This is a genomic window from Pseudomonas sp. SWRI50 (assembly GCF_014269095.1).
GTDB lineage: Bacteria > Pseudomonadota > Gammaproteobacteria > Pseudomonadales > Pseudomonadaceae > Aquipseudomonas > Aquipseudomonas kermanshahensis.
Genome location: NZ_JABWRW010000015.1, coordinates 46,367 through 62,757, shown reverse-complemented (window position 1 = coordinate 62,757; position 16,391 = coordinate 46,367). Strand labels below are relative to the sequence as shown.

11 protein-coding genes are annotated in these 16,391 nt (G+C 61.9%); 7 read left to right on the top strand and 4 right to left on the bottom strand.

Annotated features, from left to right (window positions below):
- The first annotated feature begins 8 nt into the window (after positions 1 to 8).
- Together HU750_RS16830 and modE are read left to right on the top strand one after the other, a co-directional pair.
- Positions 9 to 746 (top strand): ComFC family protein, encoded by a 738-nt coding sequence (locus tag HU750_RS16830; RefSeq protein WP_186681315.1) that lies wholly within the window; start codon positions 9 to 11, stop codon positions 744 to 746.
- A 26-nt stretch (positions 747 to 772) separates the two neighbouring features.
- Positions 773 to 1,537: a molybdenum-dependent transcriptional regulator ModE gene (modE, locus tag HU750_RS16825; RefSeq protein ID WP_186681313.1), complete on the top strand. Its 765-nt coding sequence runs from the start codon at positions 773 to 775 to the stop codon at positions 1,535 to 1,537.
- 1 nt (position 1,538) lies between these two features.
- Here the strand turns inward: modE and HU750_RS16820 are convergent, their stop codons facing one another.
- Both HU750_RS16820 and HU750_RS16815 read right to left on the bottom strand, forming a co-directional pair.
- Positions 1,539 to 2,891, bottom strand: a complete 1,353-nt coding sequence (locus tag HU750_RS16820; RefSeq protein ID WP_186681311.1) for a DUF1552 domain-containing protein — start codon at positions 2,889 to 2,891, stop codon at positions 1,539 to 1,541.
- 1 nt (position 2,892) lies between these two features.
- Entirely contained in the window at positions 2,893 to 6,996 is a 4,104-nt protein-coding gene (locus tag HU750_RS16815) for a DUF1588 domain-containing protein (protein ID WP_186681309.1), read from the bottom strand.
- Positions 6,997 to 7,305: 309 nt separating this feature from the next.
- Between HU750_RS16815 and srkA the strand changes: the two genes are divergently transcribed.
- Together srkA and rarD are read left to right on the top strand one after the other, a co-directional pair.
- A complete protein-coding gene (gene srkA, locus HU750_RS16810) occupies positions 7,306 to 8,280 on the top strand; it encodes an SrkA family protein kinase (RefSeq protein ID WP_186681307.1) in 975 nt (324 codons plus the stop codon).
- A gap of 64 nt (positions 8,281 to 8,344) precedes the next feature.
- Positions 8,345 to 9,232 carry an EamA family transporter RarD gene (gene rarD / locus HU750_RS16805; protein ID WP_186681305.1) on the top strand — a complete coding sequence of 296 codons (888 nt, stop codon included), beginning with the start codon at positions 8,345 to 8,347 and terminating at the stop codon, positions 9,230 to 9,232.
- 333 nt (positions 9,233 to 9,565) lie between these two features.
- On the opposite strand, the gene HU750_RS16800 is transcribed toward rarD, so the two are convergent.
- Positions 9,566 to 10,084: a glycine cleavage system transcriptional repressor gene (locus HU750_RS16800; protein WP_027594342.1), complete on the bottom strand. Its 519-nt coding sequence runs from the start codon at positions 10,082 to 10,084 to the stop codon at positions 9,566 to 9,568.
- Between the two features lie 453 nt (positions 10,085 to 10,537).
- Between HU750_RS16800 and HU750_RS16795 the strand changes: the two genes are divergently transcribed.
- A complete protein-coding gene (locus tag HU750_RS16795) occupies positions 10,538 to 12,715 on the top strand; it encodes a malate synthase G (protein WP_186681302.1) in 2,178 nt (725 codons plus the stop codon).
- A 130-nt stretch (positions 12,716 to 12,845) separates the two neighbouring features.
- Here the strand turns inward: HU750_RS16795 and HU750_RS16790 are convergent, their stop codons facing one another.
- Entirely contained in the window at positions 12,846 to 13,295 is a 450-nt protein-coding gene (locus HU750_RS16790) for a response regulator (protein WP_225874407.1), read from the bottom strand.
- A gap of 179 nt (positions 13,296 to 13,474) precedes the next feature.
- Between HU750_RS16790 and HU750_RS16785 the strand changes: the two genes are divergently transcribed.
- Together HU750_RS16785 and HU750_RS16780 are read left to right on the top strand one after the other, a co-directional pair.
- On the top strand, positions 13,475 to 15,412 hold the full coding sequence (locus HU750_RS16785; RefSeq protein WP_186681300.1) for a DUF294 nucleotidyltransferase-like domain-containing protein: 1,938 nt from the start codon (positions 13,475 to 13,477) through the stop codon (positions 15,410 to 15,412).
- Entirely contained in the window at positions 15,409 to 16,119 is a 711-nt protein-coding gene (locus tag HU750_RS16780; RefSeq protein ID WP_027594338.1) for a 3'-5' exonuclease, read from the top strand. The genes HU750_RS16785 and HU750_RS16780 overlap by 4 nt, the downstream gene beginning before the upstream one ends.
- The last annotated feature ends 272 nt before the right edge of the window (positions 16,120 to 16,391 follow it).

Below are 16,391 nucleotides of genomic sequence, written 5' to 3'. Positions count from 1 at the left end.
GAAGGCCTATGAACTGTCAACTAAGACTGAAAGCACTGGTTTACAAGTGTGCAAATATTAACCACAGCTGTTTGCTGTGCGATGCGCCTGCTGAACAGGCGTACCCGTTGTGTATGGCCTGCGAGCAGGAGCTGCCTTGGCTGACGGACCATTGCCTGCGCTGCGCCCTGCCGTTACCGATGGCCAACCTGACCTGCGCCCAGTGTTGCCGCCGTGCGCCGGCGTTCGAGCACGTCGTCGCGCTGTGGCATTACGGATTTCCAGTCGACACGCTGATCAGCCGTTTCAAGCACAACCGCCAATGGCCGCTAGGGCGTTTGATGGCCGAAATGTTGAGCCATGGCCTGCAACACCGCTACGCAGAGGGCCTGACGCAACCTGACCTGCTGTTGCCTGTTCCGTTGGCCAAGCGTCGACTGCGAGCGCGCGGCTTCAACCAGGCCGGCATGCTGACGCGCTGGTTGTCCAAAAGCCTGGCAATCGACTGCGACGAGCGACTATTGCTGCGCACACGCGAAACGCCGGCGCAGCAGAGCCTGGATGCCAAAGCGCGCCAGCGCAATCTGCAGCGAGCCTTTGCCGTGGCCGACGAACACGCGCTCAAAGGCTTGCATGTGGCCGTGGTTGATGACGTGCTGACCACGGGAGCCACCGCGCAAGCCATCGCCGCCGTGCTATGCAGGGCCGGTGCATGCAGGGTCGATGTGTATTGCCTGGCACGCACGGCAAAACCGGGGCAAGCTTGACGGGTCAGTCTCAGATAGGCGCCATCATGTCCCTGCCCGCTCTCCTCACCCAGCACATCGCCCGCCGCCCGCAACGCATTGCCTTGCTCCAGCACATCGCCGAGCAAGGCTCGATCACCCGCGCCGCCAAGGCTGCCGGCATCAGCTACAAAGCCGCCTGGGACGCCATCGATGAGCTCAACAACCTCGCCAGCCAGCCGCTGGTCGAGCGCAGCACCGGCGGGCGTGGCGGCGGTGGCGCACGCCTGTCGGCCGAAGGCGGCCGCGTGCTACGGCTGTACCAGCGCTTGCAGAACCTGCAGGCGCAGCTGCTCGAAGCCGCCGAGGAATCCACCGACCTCGACCTGCTCGGGCGCCTGATGTTGCGCACCAGCGCGCGCAACCAGCTGCAGGGCGAAGTCAGCGGCCTTCGTCGTGAGGGGCGCCATGATCGCGTCAGCCTGGCATTGGGTGGTGGCCTGGAGATCGATGCGCTGATCACCCACGACAGCACCGCACGCCTGGAACTGACACTAGGTATCCACGTGGTGGCGTTGCTCAAGGCCGGCTGGGTACAGCTGCTGGCCAGCGACGATGAGGTCGAAGCCGGCAGCAACTGCCTGACGGCCACCATTGAGCAAGTGCTGGCCGATACCCAAGGCCCCAGCGAGGTACGCCTGAGCCTGGCCAACGGGCAGACCTTGTGCGCCTTCGCCGAGGCCGACTGGCTGGCACAACAACAGCTGTTGGCCGGCGAGCCGGTACGTGCCCAGTTCCATCCTTCCAGCGTGCTGCTTGGGGTACCGGCCTGAATCAAGACACGTTGCTGAAGATCCCTGTCACCGGCGACACATCGCCGGGATAGGGCACCGTGGTGCCCGCCGCTAGCGCGATGGTCGACCATATGCGTTGCATGTCAACCAAGCTACCCTTGGCCCAGTGCGAACGATCACCTTGGCTCTTGATGTTGAAATAGCGACCGTTGCCGTTACCAACATTTAGCAGCCCGCTGGCGCCCCCCATCAGTACCAGCGGCATATCGACCATGTGCTCCGGAGCACCGTCGGCCATCTCGCTGGTGAGTACAACCAACGTGTGCTTGAGCAGTTTGTCGCCAGGCACATGCGGGTCATCGTATTTGGCGAGCTCGTCCATGAACAGCTTCACCTGTCGCACATACCATTGCCTTGACTCCCGCCATTCTCTCTCGCCAGCATAACGGTGAGCGCAATCATGGGGGTTGGTGCTGGCACTCACATCAAGAATGTTCAGCGACTCCGCCGAACGCCCAATCTGCACGGTTGCGACACGGGTCACCCCGCAGGCCAGCGCTGCCGCCACAACCTTATGATGGCTTTGCTGCACCTGGTTACGGAATTGCGCCGAACTGATGGGGTGCTGGTCCAGCGTCAGTGGCCCGCAGTCTGAAGGCACCGCACCTTCGATGTCCTTGACCACCTGCTCCAGCGAATCAAGATGGGTGACCAGCTTCTCTCGCTGGGCACCGGCCAGACGCCCACGGAGCTCGGCGATATCAGCGCGGATCGGGTCGAATACATGGGCGTTACGCACCTGGAGGTCGCGTACCGCGCGGGCGGTGCCGCCAAATACCGATTCGTTCAGGCGCACCGGGTCCTGCTGCGGCGTTCTGATCTTGTTGTCGTCCCACGAGACGTACCAGGGCGTGTTGTCGATCCCGGCATGAGGCCCGGCGAACAGACTGCGATGGCTGGGTTGGGTACCTGGCATGGCATCACCAAGCACTCTATCGATAGAGCTCTTGCTTCCTGACGTATCGCGCAAGACAAATTTCCATCCATCATGGCCAATGTTACCAGGCCCCAGGATCAAGCCCTGCAGGTAAAGCGACTGGCTGCGATAATCCGCCAGTTCCTGGCTGACTAGGTTGAGTGTGAAATCACCGGTATCGGTATCTGCACTCCGGGCGGCCTTAGGAAACCACAAGCCATCGCTGTTGTGCGCGCTCCCACTGTAGGAGTCGACTGCAAGCCCATCCGGCACGACGAAGAACACTACCTTCAGTTGAGGCTGCTCCTTCGTCTCTTGCAACAGGTACTTCGCAAACCCACTGCTGCTCAGCGGCAACAGCGTACCCGCCGCAGCCAATTGCATCAGGAAACGCCGACGGCTCTTCAGGATGTCCATGTCAATTCTCCTCTTGGCGCTTGAGGAACACAGGTGAGGTAGCCAGCTCGCGAATCATCTGGATTAACGAACCGTTGGTCTTGAGCGATTCGGCGGCAGCCTTCAACGTGCCCACCGACCCTGCAGACACTTTGTTGCCGAACATGAAACGGAAATAGCTGTCGGCCATGCAGGTTTGCGCCGTCAGGTTAGTGGGCAGCAGCCGAGCGATATCGCGCACGTTGTGGACGCTTGCCCAGTTCTCCAGGCCCGTGTTGCTGATGAACGGCCCTGCGGCATCAATGTTCACCTGCACCGGGAACTGCGCATGGTTGTAAGCCGGCTCGGTTTCGCGATAACGCCCGGACGCATCGTAGTTTTCCATGCTGGAACCGGTGTCGTTCATGTACTTGTGGCACTGCCAGCAACGGCCCTCCGAGGCCTGCTCGCCGTTGACCAGGTCCCAACGCTCGCGGGTTGTGATCGCCCTTGGCGGATACTGCGGCTCTTGCGGGTCGGCATCGACCGGCGCACCGAACTCCCGGCACAGCAGCTGCTCACGGATCATGATGCCGCGCTTGACCAGAGAGGTAGCCTGGTAGTCAGAGGTGGCCGCCTGGGTAGCGCCCAGGTGCAACAGCCCACCCCTTCGTTCATCGACCGTGACCTTGCGCATGTCGTCGCCGGTCACGCCCGCAATCGCGTACTGTTCTGCCAACCTTTGATTGAGGAAGGTATACCCAGGGTTGAACAGTGCATTGAATGCCCCGCCGCTCTTGAGCACCTCCCCCACCAGACGTGCCTGCTCCTGTCGCATGCTCTGGATGACCTCAGGCGCCAGCCCGGGCTTTTCCTGGATATCGCGGCTGGTCTTGATGTAGTAGCTGATGAAGCGGTTGAACTGTGCGATGCCCTGCTCACTCATCAGCATCTGCTGAGCCTGCGCCCCCATCTGCTCGGGCGTCTCGAGCTGGCCTTGTTCGGCTTTGCGCATGAGCTCTTCACTCGGCGTGGTACCCAGCATTGCGTAAGAAAGCGCTGTCGCTCGTTCGTTGGCGGTCAACTGATAGGTGCCGGATGTCCGGCCATCTGTTACGCCCAATTCGGAGCGGTACAGGAAGTGAGGTGACAACAGCAATGCTGCGACCAGCGAGGCATCATCATGGTCAGCCTTCACGGCCTCATAACGGCTCAACTCATCCGGGCTCAGTGGCCGTCGGAAGACGCGATGGCCGAGGCTTTCGACGCTCTGCTGAGCCAGCCATTGCGGGTCGACCTTGCCTGCCACATTCCACGCCACGTCATACAGCGTCTTCAGGTCTTCGGCGTTGATCATCCCCAGATCTGCCTCCCCGACGTATTTGAACGCTTTATCAAACTTGTCGGCCGGCAACGCATCGGCCTGCACGTGCACGGCAAACAGGTCGTGCACGCTGTTCACATACTCGTCACGCGTCAGCAGGCGCAGTTGCCGCTTGCCGTATGCTTGCCCAGGGTCCAGATAGCCGGCCCACAGTTCGTCATAGAAGTAATCCGCAATCTGCCCCGAGCAAGACGCATCGCAATGCCCACTCACGCTCATGCCGAGGATCTGCTGTACCAATGCTTCCTTGCCCGCCAGGCTCCAGTTGATGGCCTTGTTGGCATCCTGGAAGTACTGCACGGTGTGGCACTTCGCACAGGTGGTCGCCACAACCTGTTTGCCGAGTTCGGCGACGTGCTGGTAGCGCATCTGCACCTTCACCGCATCCCGGCTTTCTTCATCGATGTTCACGACCTGCTGGGTCGGCTCAGGCAGTTCGCCCTGGTAGTAAGGGAAGTTGAATTTGTGCTCACCGACTGGTAGCAGCACGTCATGGGATCTGCCCCATGGCACCTTGATGACCTGCGCCTCCCCGTCGCTGATCAGGGTGACTTCCCATTGCTCCGGCGCCTCGCCACTGAATGCAGGCTTGGCCGGTGCAACCACGGTGGCCTTGACGGGTTGGAACGGTGGCCGTTCGATGTAGGCGAGTTGCACGACCTGCGCGTTCGGCGAGTCACTCAGCGTCACCTGCTGCTGGCGCTGGCTGGGTATCAGCTCACCGACGTTGTCCAGCGTGACCGTATACGTGCCGGCAGCCAGGCCCTTGATGCTCAGTGGCGACTCACCCCAGGCGACATCGAAACGCCGGCTGCGTCCATCGCTGCCCTTGAGCGTGCCACTGATCATCAGTGGCCGTACCTCGGGGCTTGGCGCCGCAGTGGGTTGCAGTTTGAGCAGGCTCTTGCCTATCACTTGCGTGGAGTCGAAGGTGATCCGGTAGATCACCCCGGCCAAGTCGTCGGACACCAGCAGCGAGTTGTCGCTCAATGGCAACATGTCGGCTGGGCGACCCAGGCACGAATCGTCCAGGCAATACACATTGAAGTGTTCTGTCGAGCCTCCCCAACCCGTTACCAGCGGGATCTGGTTGATAACCTCACGTCCGTCCTTGACTGTGAGCATGCGCAGCTCCATGCCTGGGCTGGCCTTGATCCCTGTGCCATGCACGGCCACCAGCAGGCGCTGGAGATTGGCGGCGTCGTTGTAGAACCCGTTCCAGAATTCGATGCCCAGCGGTGCGGTGTTGCTGCCCAGTTCATAGGCGGGCGCCTGATAATCTTCAGGCTTGAGCAGGTGCAATGGCTTGTCCGAAACGATCGCCCCATCGGCCAATGGCGGCACGATAGAGCCTGGCTCCTGGTATTCCTCCTGGGTAAACCCAGGCACATCGCGGCCGTAGAAATATGGCACGCCGAAATGCTGCCCTTCCTGGCTGATCAAGTTGACTTCGTCGGAGTTCAGGTAGCCCTGCCGGTTGTTATCGGTGAACCAGATCTTGCCGTCCGGGTGCCAGGTGAAGCCGACCGCGTTGCGCACGCCTCTGGCCAGCACCCGCGAGGTGGCGTTTTCGATGTCATAGCGCAAGACGGTGCCGTAACGCCCATCTGGCGGAATGATGCAGGTATTGCAGGGAATACCGACGGCGGTATAAAGACCCTTGTCCAATGGATCAATCGGGTTGAAGTGCAACGGATGCTTCTGGTGCCAGATACGCTGACCAGGCCGGGCAAGCGGGAAGGCGGTGTCGTCGGCGGGGAAGTTCATCACCACTTCAGGCTTAGCATCACGATAGTGCTCATCGACATTGCGCACCCGATACAATTTGCCGGAGGTCGAGAAATACAGGTCGCCATCGCGGTACACCACGCCATGCGGCTCTTCCAGCCCTGAGGCCAGCAAGTACACCCCTGTTGGCTTACCGGCCTCGTCCAGCGGGATCGCATAGATGAACCCGGCCGTGCGCGCTTCATAGGTGTAGACGGGGATGGCACTGGAGCCGACGTAAAGCACCCGGTTGCCCATCGCCATCTGCCGTGGTTGATACAAGCCGCTGGCGAACAGTTCCACCTTCACACCTGGCAGCGTTACTAGCCTGCTCAGGTCCAGTGGCTGGCGAAACTTGACCTCGAAGCTGATCTTTTCTGGCGTGTCAGGTTTGAATTCGACCTGGGTAGGCGTGGTCAGCGGCAGGTAACCCTGCGCTTCGTTCATGATCAGGTCGTACTTGCAGGCAGGAAGGTCAGGCAAAGTCAGCACTTCATCAGAACGCCCCGAGAACGGAATCGTCTCTTTTTTGCAGCGCAGCACGCCACTGACCTCAAGGTTGCGCCGCCCTGCCGGCCCGACCCCTTGCGCCGATGCCGTGAACGGTACCTTGCCCGCCACTGTGGTGAATGACAGTTCCAGGGTGTTGGTCTGGGGCTGAGCATTACAAGCACCAAGGTCGTTCCACGCATCGCGCCAGAGGTCGCTACCGTTGAATGCCTCACCGGGGGAGTAAGGTGGCTGATTACACCACTGCCAGGCACCGACAGTACCCTCTCTGTCGTTTTTGCATTGGAAGGCCCTGCCAACATTGGTCACCAAACTGTCCTGGCTGTAGGGGGTTTCTCCAGCAGCGGGCTTTTCATAGGCAGGCGCTTGGCACTGTTCAGGCGTTGCCTGTCGTGTTTTCGAGCGCTCCTGCGAAGGTGCGAGGCTCATGTATCCCACCAGGCTTATCAGCAGTGCAGCAAGACCGAACGCAGCAAGACGGCGCATGAATCTTCTCCTTGTCGAAGCCACTCCGCGCACATGCGCAGGTGACAACCGCCCCGGTGCTCCAGTGGCCGATATGACCAAGCGAACCCGGGATCTATGAACCGTTCGTGCGCAACTGCCGATATGCGAGAGCGATGAGCAGGACAGTAAGCCAGCATCCTTTTTGTGGGTACTGGCAGAAATGCTAGGTACCCGGCGGGTCAGCGTGCCTATTCGATCGCTTGCGCCTGCGAACCGATTGGGGGACGCTGGGCGCTCAGAGCGTCATTACAATGCGGGCGCTATGCCCCATGCCCCTGCGGAGCCTTCATGTCTCACCCTTTCGTTACCCTCACCCCCGACCTGGTCCTGGACGCCGTGGAAAGCATTGGCTTTCTCAGCGACGCCCGGATCCTGGCGCTGAACAGCTACGAGAACCGCGTCTATCAGGTGGGCATCGAAGACTCACAGCCGCTGATCGCCAAGTTCTACCGCCCAGGCCGCTGGAGCGATGAGGCCATCCTCGAAGAGCACCGCTTCACCGCTGAGCTTGCCGATTGTGAAGTGCCGGTGGTCGCGCCTCTCCAGCACGACGGCCGCACGCTGTTCGAGCACCAGGGTTTTCGCTTCACCCTGTTCCCCCGCCGCGGCGGCCATGCCCCGGAGCCCGGCAACCTCGACCAGCTGTATCGCCTCGGCCAGTTGCTCGGCCGCCTGCACGCCGTGGCCGCGACACGCCCGTTCGAGCACCGCGAAGCATTGGCTGTGGACAACTTTGGCCACGCGTCACTGCAAACCCTGCTTGAGGGCAACTTCGTACCGCGGGAATTGCTACCTGCCTTTGAGTCCGTCGCCCGCGACCTGCTGAAGCGGGTCGAGGACATCTACGCGCGCACCCCGCACAAGGTGATGCGCCTGCACGGCGACCTGCACCCCGGCAACCTGATGCATCGCGACGAGGTGTATCACGTCGTCGACCTCGACGACTGCCGCATGGGCCCAGCGGTGCAAGACCTGTGGATGATGCTCGCTGGTAGCCGCGAGGAACGCCTCGGCCAACTGGCAGAGCTGATCGACGGCTACAACGAGTTCCACGACTTCGACCCACGCGAGCTGCCCCTGATCGAGCCCTTGCGAGCCTTGCGCCAATTGCACCACAGCGCCTGGCTGGCCCGTCGCTGGGACGACCCGGCCTTCCCGCGCAGCTTCCCCTGGTTTGGCCAACCGCGCTACTGGGGCGACCAAATTCTGGCACTGCGCGAGCAGATGGCGGCCCTCGATGAACAACCGCTGAAATTGTTCTAGATGTGTGCTGACCTCTGTCTACAATAGGCGTCGCTTTATTTAGCTACCTAAGCAAGGATTCTGCATGCACGCCGCAAACCCGCAACGCGGGTACATCCTGGGCCTCAGCGCCTACATCATTTGGGGCCTGTTCCCCCTGTACTTCAAGGCCATCCAGAGCGTCCCCGCCGTGGAGATCATCGTCCACCGGGTGCTCTGGTCGGCGTTGTTCGGTTCGTTGCTGCTATTGGTATGGAAGCACCCTGGCTGGTGGCGCGAATTACGCAACAACCCGCGCAGGCTGGCCATCCTCGCCCTGAGCGGCGCGCTGATCGCGGGTAACTGGCTGACGTATGTGTGGTCCGTGAACAACGGCCGCATGCTCGAAGCCAGCCTGGGCTACTACATCAACCCGCTGATCAACGTGTTGCTGGGCATGCTCATCCTCGGCGAGCGCCTGCGCCGCCTGCAATGGCTGGCGGTGGCCATGGCGACCGTGGGGGTGGCCCAGCAGGTGTGGCAAGTGGGCAGCCTGCCCTGGGTGTCGCTGGTGCTGGCGCTGAGCTTCGGCTTTTATGGGTTGATCCGCAAACAGGCGCCGGTGGCAGCGCTGCCGGGCCTGGTGGTGGAAACCTGGATGTTGGTGCCGCTGGCCCTTGGCTGGATGTTGCTGCACCCCGCTGCCCTGAGCGCACAGGGCGCGTTCTACACCAGCAGTGAAGCGTTGTGGTTGATGGCGGCAGGGCCAGTGACCCTAGTACCGCTGGTGTGCTTCAACGCCGCCGCACGCCACCTGCCGTATACCACCTTGGGCTTCCTGCAGTACCTGGCGCCGACGCTGGTGTTGCTGCAGGCAGTGTTGCTGTTTGACGAGCATTTGTCGTCGAGCACCCTGGTGGCGTTCATGTTCATCTGGGCGGGTTTGGCGATTTATAGCGTCGATGCCTGGTTGAATTTGCGCAAACGCGCTTGATCAAAAAATAATCAAAACTCTGCAGCCCATGTAGTTCGTGGCCTGCAGAGACATCTCCAGAGGTTATCCACACCCTCGTCCCCGTGCTTTGTGCACAAGCTGCTGATTATTGGGCGTTTTTTGATCAAAACCTTGCAAGGCGCATGTTACCTGGGCTGGAGAGGTGCGCCCCCAGGTTATCCACAGGGCCGTACCTGTGAAATGGGGGATAACCCTGGGGTCCGCTTCGCGGCCCATTCGCAGCACAAGGCTGCTCCTACAGAGGTTGCGCGGTACCTGTAGGAGCAGCCTTGTGCTGCGAATGGGCCGCAAAGCGGACCCGGCAATCTCAAATCAATCCTCCGCCCGCAACTCCAACTCCACCATCAAATCATCCGCCAAACTCTCCAACCGTTGCCGCAGCTCATCCAGCGACAACGTCAACGGCAAGGCCAACAGCGCATTGGCATGAAACAGCGGCTCGCTGCTCATCGGTGCAGGCCGCACTTCGGTGGTAAAACGCTCCAGGTTCACCCCAAGCTCGGCCAGCAGCCGGGTGATATCACGCACGATCCCCGGCCGGTCATTGCCCACCAGCTCCATGGCGATCGGCTTCCAGGTGCACGAGGGCTCGATGCCGCTCTCGGCAATCAGCACGCGAATGTCATACCGCGCCAAGCCCTGCAACGACGCCACCAGCTCTGTGTAATTTTCTGCCGGCACCGCCACCCGCAAAATGCCAGCAAACTGCCCGGCCATGCGTGACATGCGGCTTTCCAGCCAGTTGCCGCTGTGGTCGGCGATGCATTGGGCAATGCGTTCGACCTGCCCGGCCTTGTCAGGGGCAATCACAGTGAGTACAAGATGATCCACAAGCCCTTCCTCTGCGTCGAACCGCGCTGGGCGGCGATAAACCGGGGGATCGATTGAGTATAGGCAAGGCGCGGCAACCTGCCGCAGGGCAATCGACATAACGAATCGTGTACTGTTTCAAGATTTATCTGGAACAATCCACCTGTTTTTTGCGAACATACCCACTCCCAGCGTGACCATACGCGACCAACGGGTCGCACAACGACGCTTTTAGTCTGATTTTGCCCCGCCTACTGCTTCATGTAGTATCCCGTGGCGCGGACTACAAAACGTCGTTTGGATGTCTGCCAAGGCGCCTGTGAAAATACGCACACTGCCCGCCAGCCCGTCTGGCAGGCCGCACCCAGCCGCCCTAGGGTTCATTCACCCAGGGCATGCACTGGTGCCGTGTTTAGAGAAGCGCTACAGGCTTAATACAGAAGAGCGAAATAGCTGAGCAGAGTGAGGCAAGCAATGACTGGATACGTTCAAGTCGGTGGCCTTCAGGTCGCCAAGGTCCTGTACGACTTCGTGAACAACGAAGCCATCCCAGGGACCGGCATCGTCGCCGAGCAGTTCTGGGCAGGTGCAGAGAAGATCATCAATGACCTCGCTCCAAAGAACAAAGCCCTGCTCGCCAAGCGCGACGAGCTGCAAGCCAAGATCGACGCCTGGCACCAGGCACGCAAAGGCCAGGCCCATGACGCCGTAGCCTACAAAAGCTTCCTCCAGGAAATCGGCTATCTGCTGCCACAAGCCGACGATTTCCAGGCCACCACACAAAACGTGGACGAAGAAATCGCCCGCATGGCCGGCCCGCAGCTGGTCGTGCCGGTGATGAACGCCCGTTTCGCCCTGAACGCCGCCAACGCCCGCTGGGGCTCGCTCTACGACGCCCTGTATGGCACCGATGCCATCAGCGATGAAGGCGGCGCCGAGAAAGGCCAGGGTTACAACAAAGCGCGTGGCGACAAGGTCATCGCCTTCGCTCGCGCCTTCCTCGACGAAGCCGCGCCACTGGCTGCGGGCTCGCATGTCGACTCCACCGCCTACAGCATCCAGGGCGGCAAGCTGGTGGTCGCCCTCAAGGGGGGCAGCAACAGCGGCCTGCGTGACGACGCACAACTGATCGGCTTCGTCGGTGACGCCGCCGCGCCGACCGCCGTGCTGCTCAAGCACAACGGCCTGCACTTCGAAATCCAGGTCGATGCCAGCACCCCGGTCGGCAGCACCGATGCCGCCGGCGTCAAAGACATCCTGATGGAATCGGCACTGACCACCATCATGGACTGCGAAGACTCGGTTGCGGCTGTAGACGCCGATGACAAGGTCATCGTCTACCGCAACTGGCTGGGCCTGATGAAAGGCGACCTGGCTGAAAGCGTGAACAAGGGTGGCAAGACCTTCACCCGTACCATGAACCCAGACCGCGAGTACGCCGCGCCTAACGGTGGCAGCGTCACCCTGCACGGTCGTTCGCTGTTGTTCGTGCGCAACGTGGGTCACCTGATGACCAACCCGGCGATCCTCGATGCCCAGGGCAACGAAATCCCGGAAGGCATCCAGGACGGGCTGTTCACCAACCTGATCGCCCTGCACAACCTCAACGGCAACACCACCCGCAAGAACACCCGCACCGGCAGCGTGTACATCGTCAAGCCGAAGATGCACGGCCCTGAAGAAGTGGCCTTTGCCGCCGAAATCTTCAGCCAGGTCGAAGACCTGCTGGGCATGCCGCGCAACACCGTCAAGGTCGGCATCATGGACGAGGAGCGCCGCACCACGGTCAACCTCAAGTCCTGCATCAAGGCCGCCGCCGAGCGCGTAGCGTTCATCAACACCGGCTTCCTCGACCGCACCGGTGACGAAATCCACACCTCCATGGAAGCCGGCGCTGTCGTGCGCAAAGGCGCCATGAAGAACGAGAAGTGGATCGGCGCTTACGAGAACAACAACGTCGACGTGGGCCTGGCCACCGGCCTGCAAGGCCGTGCGCAGATCGGCAAAGGCATGTGGGCCATGCCCGACCTGATGGCCGCCATGCTTGAGCAGAAGATCGCTCACCCGCTGGCCGGCGCCAACACCGCCTGGGTACCTTCGCCGACTGCCGCGACCCTGCATGCCCTGCACTACCACAAGGTCGATGTGCAGGCACGTCAGCGCGAGCTGGCTACGCGCACCCCGGCGTCGGTCGACGACATCCTGGCCATCCCGCTGGCTGCCGACACCAACTGGTCGGACGAAGAGATCCGCAACGAGCTGGACAACAACGCCCAAGGCATCCTCGGTTACGTGGTGCGCTGGATCGATCAGGGCGTGGGTTGCTCGAAAGTGCCGGACATCAACAACGTCGGCCTGATGGAAGACCGCGCCACCCTGCGCATCTCGGCCCAGTTGCTGGCCAACTGGCTGCGCCATGGCGTGGTCAGCGAGGCGCAGGTGCTGGAAAGCCTCAAGCGCATGGCGGTGGTGGTTGACCAGCAGAACGCCAGCGATGCCCTGTACCGCCCGATGGCGCCGAACTTCGACGATAACGTCGCGTTCCAGGCGGCTGTGGAGCTGGTGATCGAAGGTGGCAAGCAGCCGAACGGTTATACCGAGCCGGTACTGCACCGCCGTCGTCGCGAGTTCAAGGCGCGTAACGGGCTGTAAATCGCAAGGGGCCGCTGCGCGGCCCATTCGCGGGCAAGCCCGCTCCTACAGGTACCCCACTCAGCTCGCATGCAGTGGGGTACTTGTGGGAGCGGGCGTGCCCGCGAATGCTATGGCACAAGCAACCGACCTACTTGAGCCCTAACTCCTGCTTCACTAACCTCAGCAGTTTCTCCAGATCCACAGGTTTGAGCAGAAAATCCACCACCCCAAGGTGCATCACATCCACCGCCTCTTTCACATCGGTGTCACCCGACACCACGATGATCGACAACGCAGCCCACCTCGACTCACGAATCTGCCGGATCAACGCCATTCCATCCTTGGGTTCCATGCGCAGATCAGTAATCATCAGGGCAATTCTGGGTTCCCAGTGCAGCTTCCACAGCGCTTCCAGAGCACCATCGGCCGTCATGCAATCGATGCCTCTGCTTTTCAGGTAGTAGCTCAGCGCCTTCCTGTTCACGGCATTGTCATCGACCACCAGCACCACCGGTCGGGGCGCAACAGGCGCACTTACCACGGCCAGTGCCTCGCGTTCGGCGTCACTCAGGAGGTCGTCATGCTCAACCATGGTCATCTCGTCAAAAAGTCGTGCTCACGGTAAGACCGCATCTTGCGATATTGATCACACGCCGCTCATAGACTTACGTCCAATGGGCACCACAGCGCAGCCAGCCGACCATGGGGACCGAGAACAACAAGGCCGGCACCTATATATAGATATATATAGTTCGGCGTAGCGATACGGTCAGCTTCATGAGTAAAAAGGACGCCTACAGCCAGGCGGGCAGGACGGCTGTGCTACAGAACATACAAGGCACGTTGCAGTTTCTGCAGCGCTTCCCCCCGTTCAACCAGATGGAGCACGGCCACCTGGCGTATCTGGTCGAGCAGTGCCAGCTGCGCTTCTATGCCAGCGGCGAAAGCATCGTCAAACCCGCCGATGGCCCGGTCGAACACTTCTACATCGTCAAGCAGGGGCGCGTCGTGGGCGAGCGCCAGCACCTGGTCAAACCCGGGGTGGAAACCACCTTCGAGATCACCAGCGGCGAGTGCTTCCCCCTGGCCGCGCTGCTGGGCGAGCGTGCCACCCGCACCGAGCACCTGGCCGGTGAGGACACCTTCTGTCTGCAACTGAACAAGGCCGCGTTCATCCGCGTGTTCTCCTTGTCGGAAGCTTTCCGCGACTTCGCCCTGCGCGGGGTCAGCAGCCTGCTCGACCAGGTCAACCAGCAAGTGCGCCAACGTGCCGTGGAAACCCTCGGCACCCAGTACTCGTTGAATACCCCCTTGGGCGAACTGGCCATGCGTCACCCGGTGGTCTGCAGCCCCGACATGCCGCTGCGCGACGCCGTGCGGTTGATGCACGAGCAGCAGGTCGGCAGCATTGTCGTGGTCGACCCCGCACGCTACCCGATCGGCATCTTCACCCTGCGCGACCTGCGCCAGGTGGTAGCCGCCGCGGATGCCCACCTGGGTGCGCCGATCGAGCAGCACATGACCGCCAAACCGTTCTACCTCAGCCCGCAGGCCAGCGCCTTCGACGCCGCCATGGCCATGACCGAGCGGCACATCGCCCATGTTTGCCTGGTGGACAACCAGCGCCTGTGCGGGGTGGTCTCCGAACGTGACCTGTTCTCCCTGCAACGGGTCGACCTGGTGCACCTGGCGCGTACCATTCGTCATGCACCACGCCTGGAAACCCTGGTTTCCCTGCGCGGTGAAATCAGCCAACTGGTCGAGCGCATGCTCGCCCACGGCGCCTCGTCGACGCAGATCACCCAGATCATCACGCTGCTGAACGACCACACCGTCTGCCGGGTCATCGAACTGGCCCTGGCCGAGCGCGGCGACCCAGGCGTGCCCTTCAGCTGGCTGTGTTTCGGCAGCGAAGGGCGGCGCGAGCAGACCCTGCACACCGACCAGGACAACGGCATCCTGTTCGAAGCCCGCGACAGCGCCGAAGCCGACGCGGTCCGCGCCCGCCTGCTGCCACTGGCGCAGTACATCAACCAATGCCTGGCCCAGTGCGGTTTTACCCTGTGCAAGGGCAATGTCATGGCCGGCAACCCCGAGCTGTGCCTGTCACGCAGCGAATGGGCACAGCGCTTTGCCGGCTTCGTCCGCGAGGCCAGCCCGGAAAACCTGCTGGCTTCGAGCATCTATTTCGACCTGCGTGTGGTCTGGGGCGACGAGCAAGGCTGCGAACAACTGCGCCACAGCCTGCTGGCGCAGGTGGCCGACAACCGCCTCTTCCAGCGCATGATGGCCGACAACGCCCTGCGCCAGCGCCCACCCGTGGGCCGCCTGCGTGAATTCGTGCTGACCCGCCAAGGCAATGACAAGGCCGCTACCCTCGACCTCAAGGTGCAGGGCCTGACGCCCTTCGTCGATGGCGCGCGGTTGCTGGCCCTGGCCAATGGCATCGGTGCCTGCAACACCCTCGAGCGCTTGCGCCAACTGGTGACGAAAGGCGTCATCGAGCCACTCGACGGCGCAGCGTATGAAGAGGCTTACCACTTCATCCAGCAAACCCGCATGCAGCAGCACCAGCGCCAGACACGCGATAACCTGCCCTACTCCAACCGCGTCGACCCAGACAGCCTCAACCACCTGGACCGGCGCATTCTGCGGGAGTCGCTGCGCCAGGCGCAGCGCCTGCAAAGCAGCCTGGCCTTGCGGTACCAGCTATGAGCCTGTTCGCCTGGCTACGCCCCAGCATGCCCGACCTGGACGACGCCTCGCGCCAGCGCCTGGCGCAGTTGCCCAAGCCGTCGGCGCTGGGGGTGTGCACGTTGCGTGAACAGCGCTGGGTGGTGCTGGACCTGGAAACCAGCGGCCTCAACCCCAACCGTGACCAGGTGTTGTCGATTGGCGCCGTGGCCATCGAAGACGGCGCCATCGACTTTGCCCAGCAGTTTGAACGCACCCTGTACCGCCCGACCCAAAAGACCAACGCCAGCGTGTTGATCCACGGGCTGGGGCCCAGTGCCCTGGCGGCCGGCTGCGACCCGGTCGAGGCCTTGCTCGACCTGCTCGACTTCATTGGCGATAGCCCAGTGCTGGCGTTCCATGCGCCCTTCGACCAGCGCATGCTCGCCCGCGCGCTGAAAGAAAGCCTGGGCTATCGCCTGCAGTTGCCGTTTCTCGATGTTGCCGAACTGGCGCCGATGCTCAACCCCGACACGGTGCTGCGCGAAGCCGGGCTGGATGACTGGGTTGCGCGTTTTGGCCTGCAGGTGGAAGAGCGCCACCATGCCAGTGCCGATGCTCAGGTGACTGCTGAGCTGGCTTTGATCCTGTTCAGCCAGGCCCGCCGCCAGCAGTTGGACAGCCCGTTGCAGCTGGAGCAGCGGTTGCGGGGGTGGCGTCGGCGTAAGGTGCATAGTCACGGTTTGTAGGGCTTGAGTGTTGTTGCGCCTGTGAGATCGAGCGCCGCCCGCGCGGCGCATCGCGAGCAACGCTCGCTCCTACGTTTATTTTTGGCCAGTAACGCCTGTGACAGGCGCGCGCGACCGCCTTGGCGCATGGCGCGTTATCGCGTCGAACATACAAAGCGGTCGCGCGCATATGCCCCAGGAATAATTGGCCCGAAACAAACGTAGGAGCGAGCGTTGCTCGCGATGCGCCGCGCGGGCGGCGCTCGATCTCACAGGCGCCAAATCACCCAATC

Bases quoted from the DNA above. Each gene is read 5' to 3' on its own strand.
- HU750_RS16830 (WP_186681315.1), top strand. From the start codon at position 9: ATGAACTGTCAACTAAGACTGAAAGCACTGGTTTACAAGTGTGCAAAT.
- modE (WP_186681313.1), top strand. From the start codon at position 773: ATGTCCCTGCCCGCTCTCCTCACCCAGCACATCGCCCGCCGCCCGCAA.
- HU750_RS16820 (WP_186681311.1), bottom strand. From the start codon at position 2,891: ATGGACATCCTGAAGAGCCGTCGGCGTTTCCTGATGCAATTGGCTGCG.
- HU750_RS16815 (WP_186681309.1), bottom strand. From the start codon at position 6,996: ATGCGCCGTCTTGCTGCGTTCGGTCTTGCTGCACTGCTGATAAGCCTG.
- srkA (WP_186681307.1), top strand. From the start codon at position 7,306: ATGTCTCACCCTTTCGTTACCCTCACCCCCGACCTGGTCCTGGACGCC.
- rarD (WP_186681305.1), top strand. From the start codon at position 8,345: ATGCACGCCGCAAACCCGCAACGCGGGTACATCCTGGGCCTCAGCGCC.
- HU750_RS16795 (WP_186681302.1), top strand. From the start codon at position 10,538: ATGACTGGATACGTTCAAGTCGGTGGCCTTCAGGTCGCCAAGGTCCTG.
- HU750_RS16790 (WP_225874407.1), bottom strand. From the start codon at position 13,295: ATGACCATGGTTGAGCATGACGACCTCCTGAGTGACGCCGAACGCGAG.
- HU750_RS16785 (WP_186681300.1), top strand. From the start codon at position 13,475: ATGAGTAAAAAGGACGCCTACAGCCAGGCGGGCAGGACGGCTGTGCTA.
- HU750_RS16780 (WP_027594338.1), top strand. From the start codon at position 15,409: ATGAGCCTGTTCGCCTGGCTACGCCCCAGCATGCCCGACCTGGACGAC.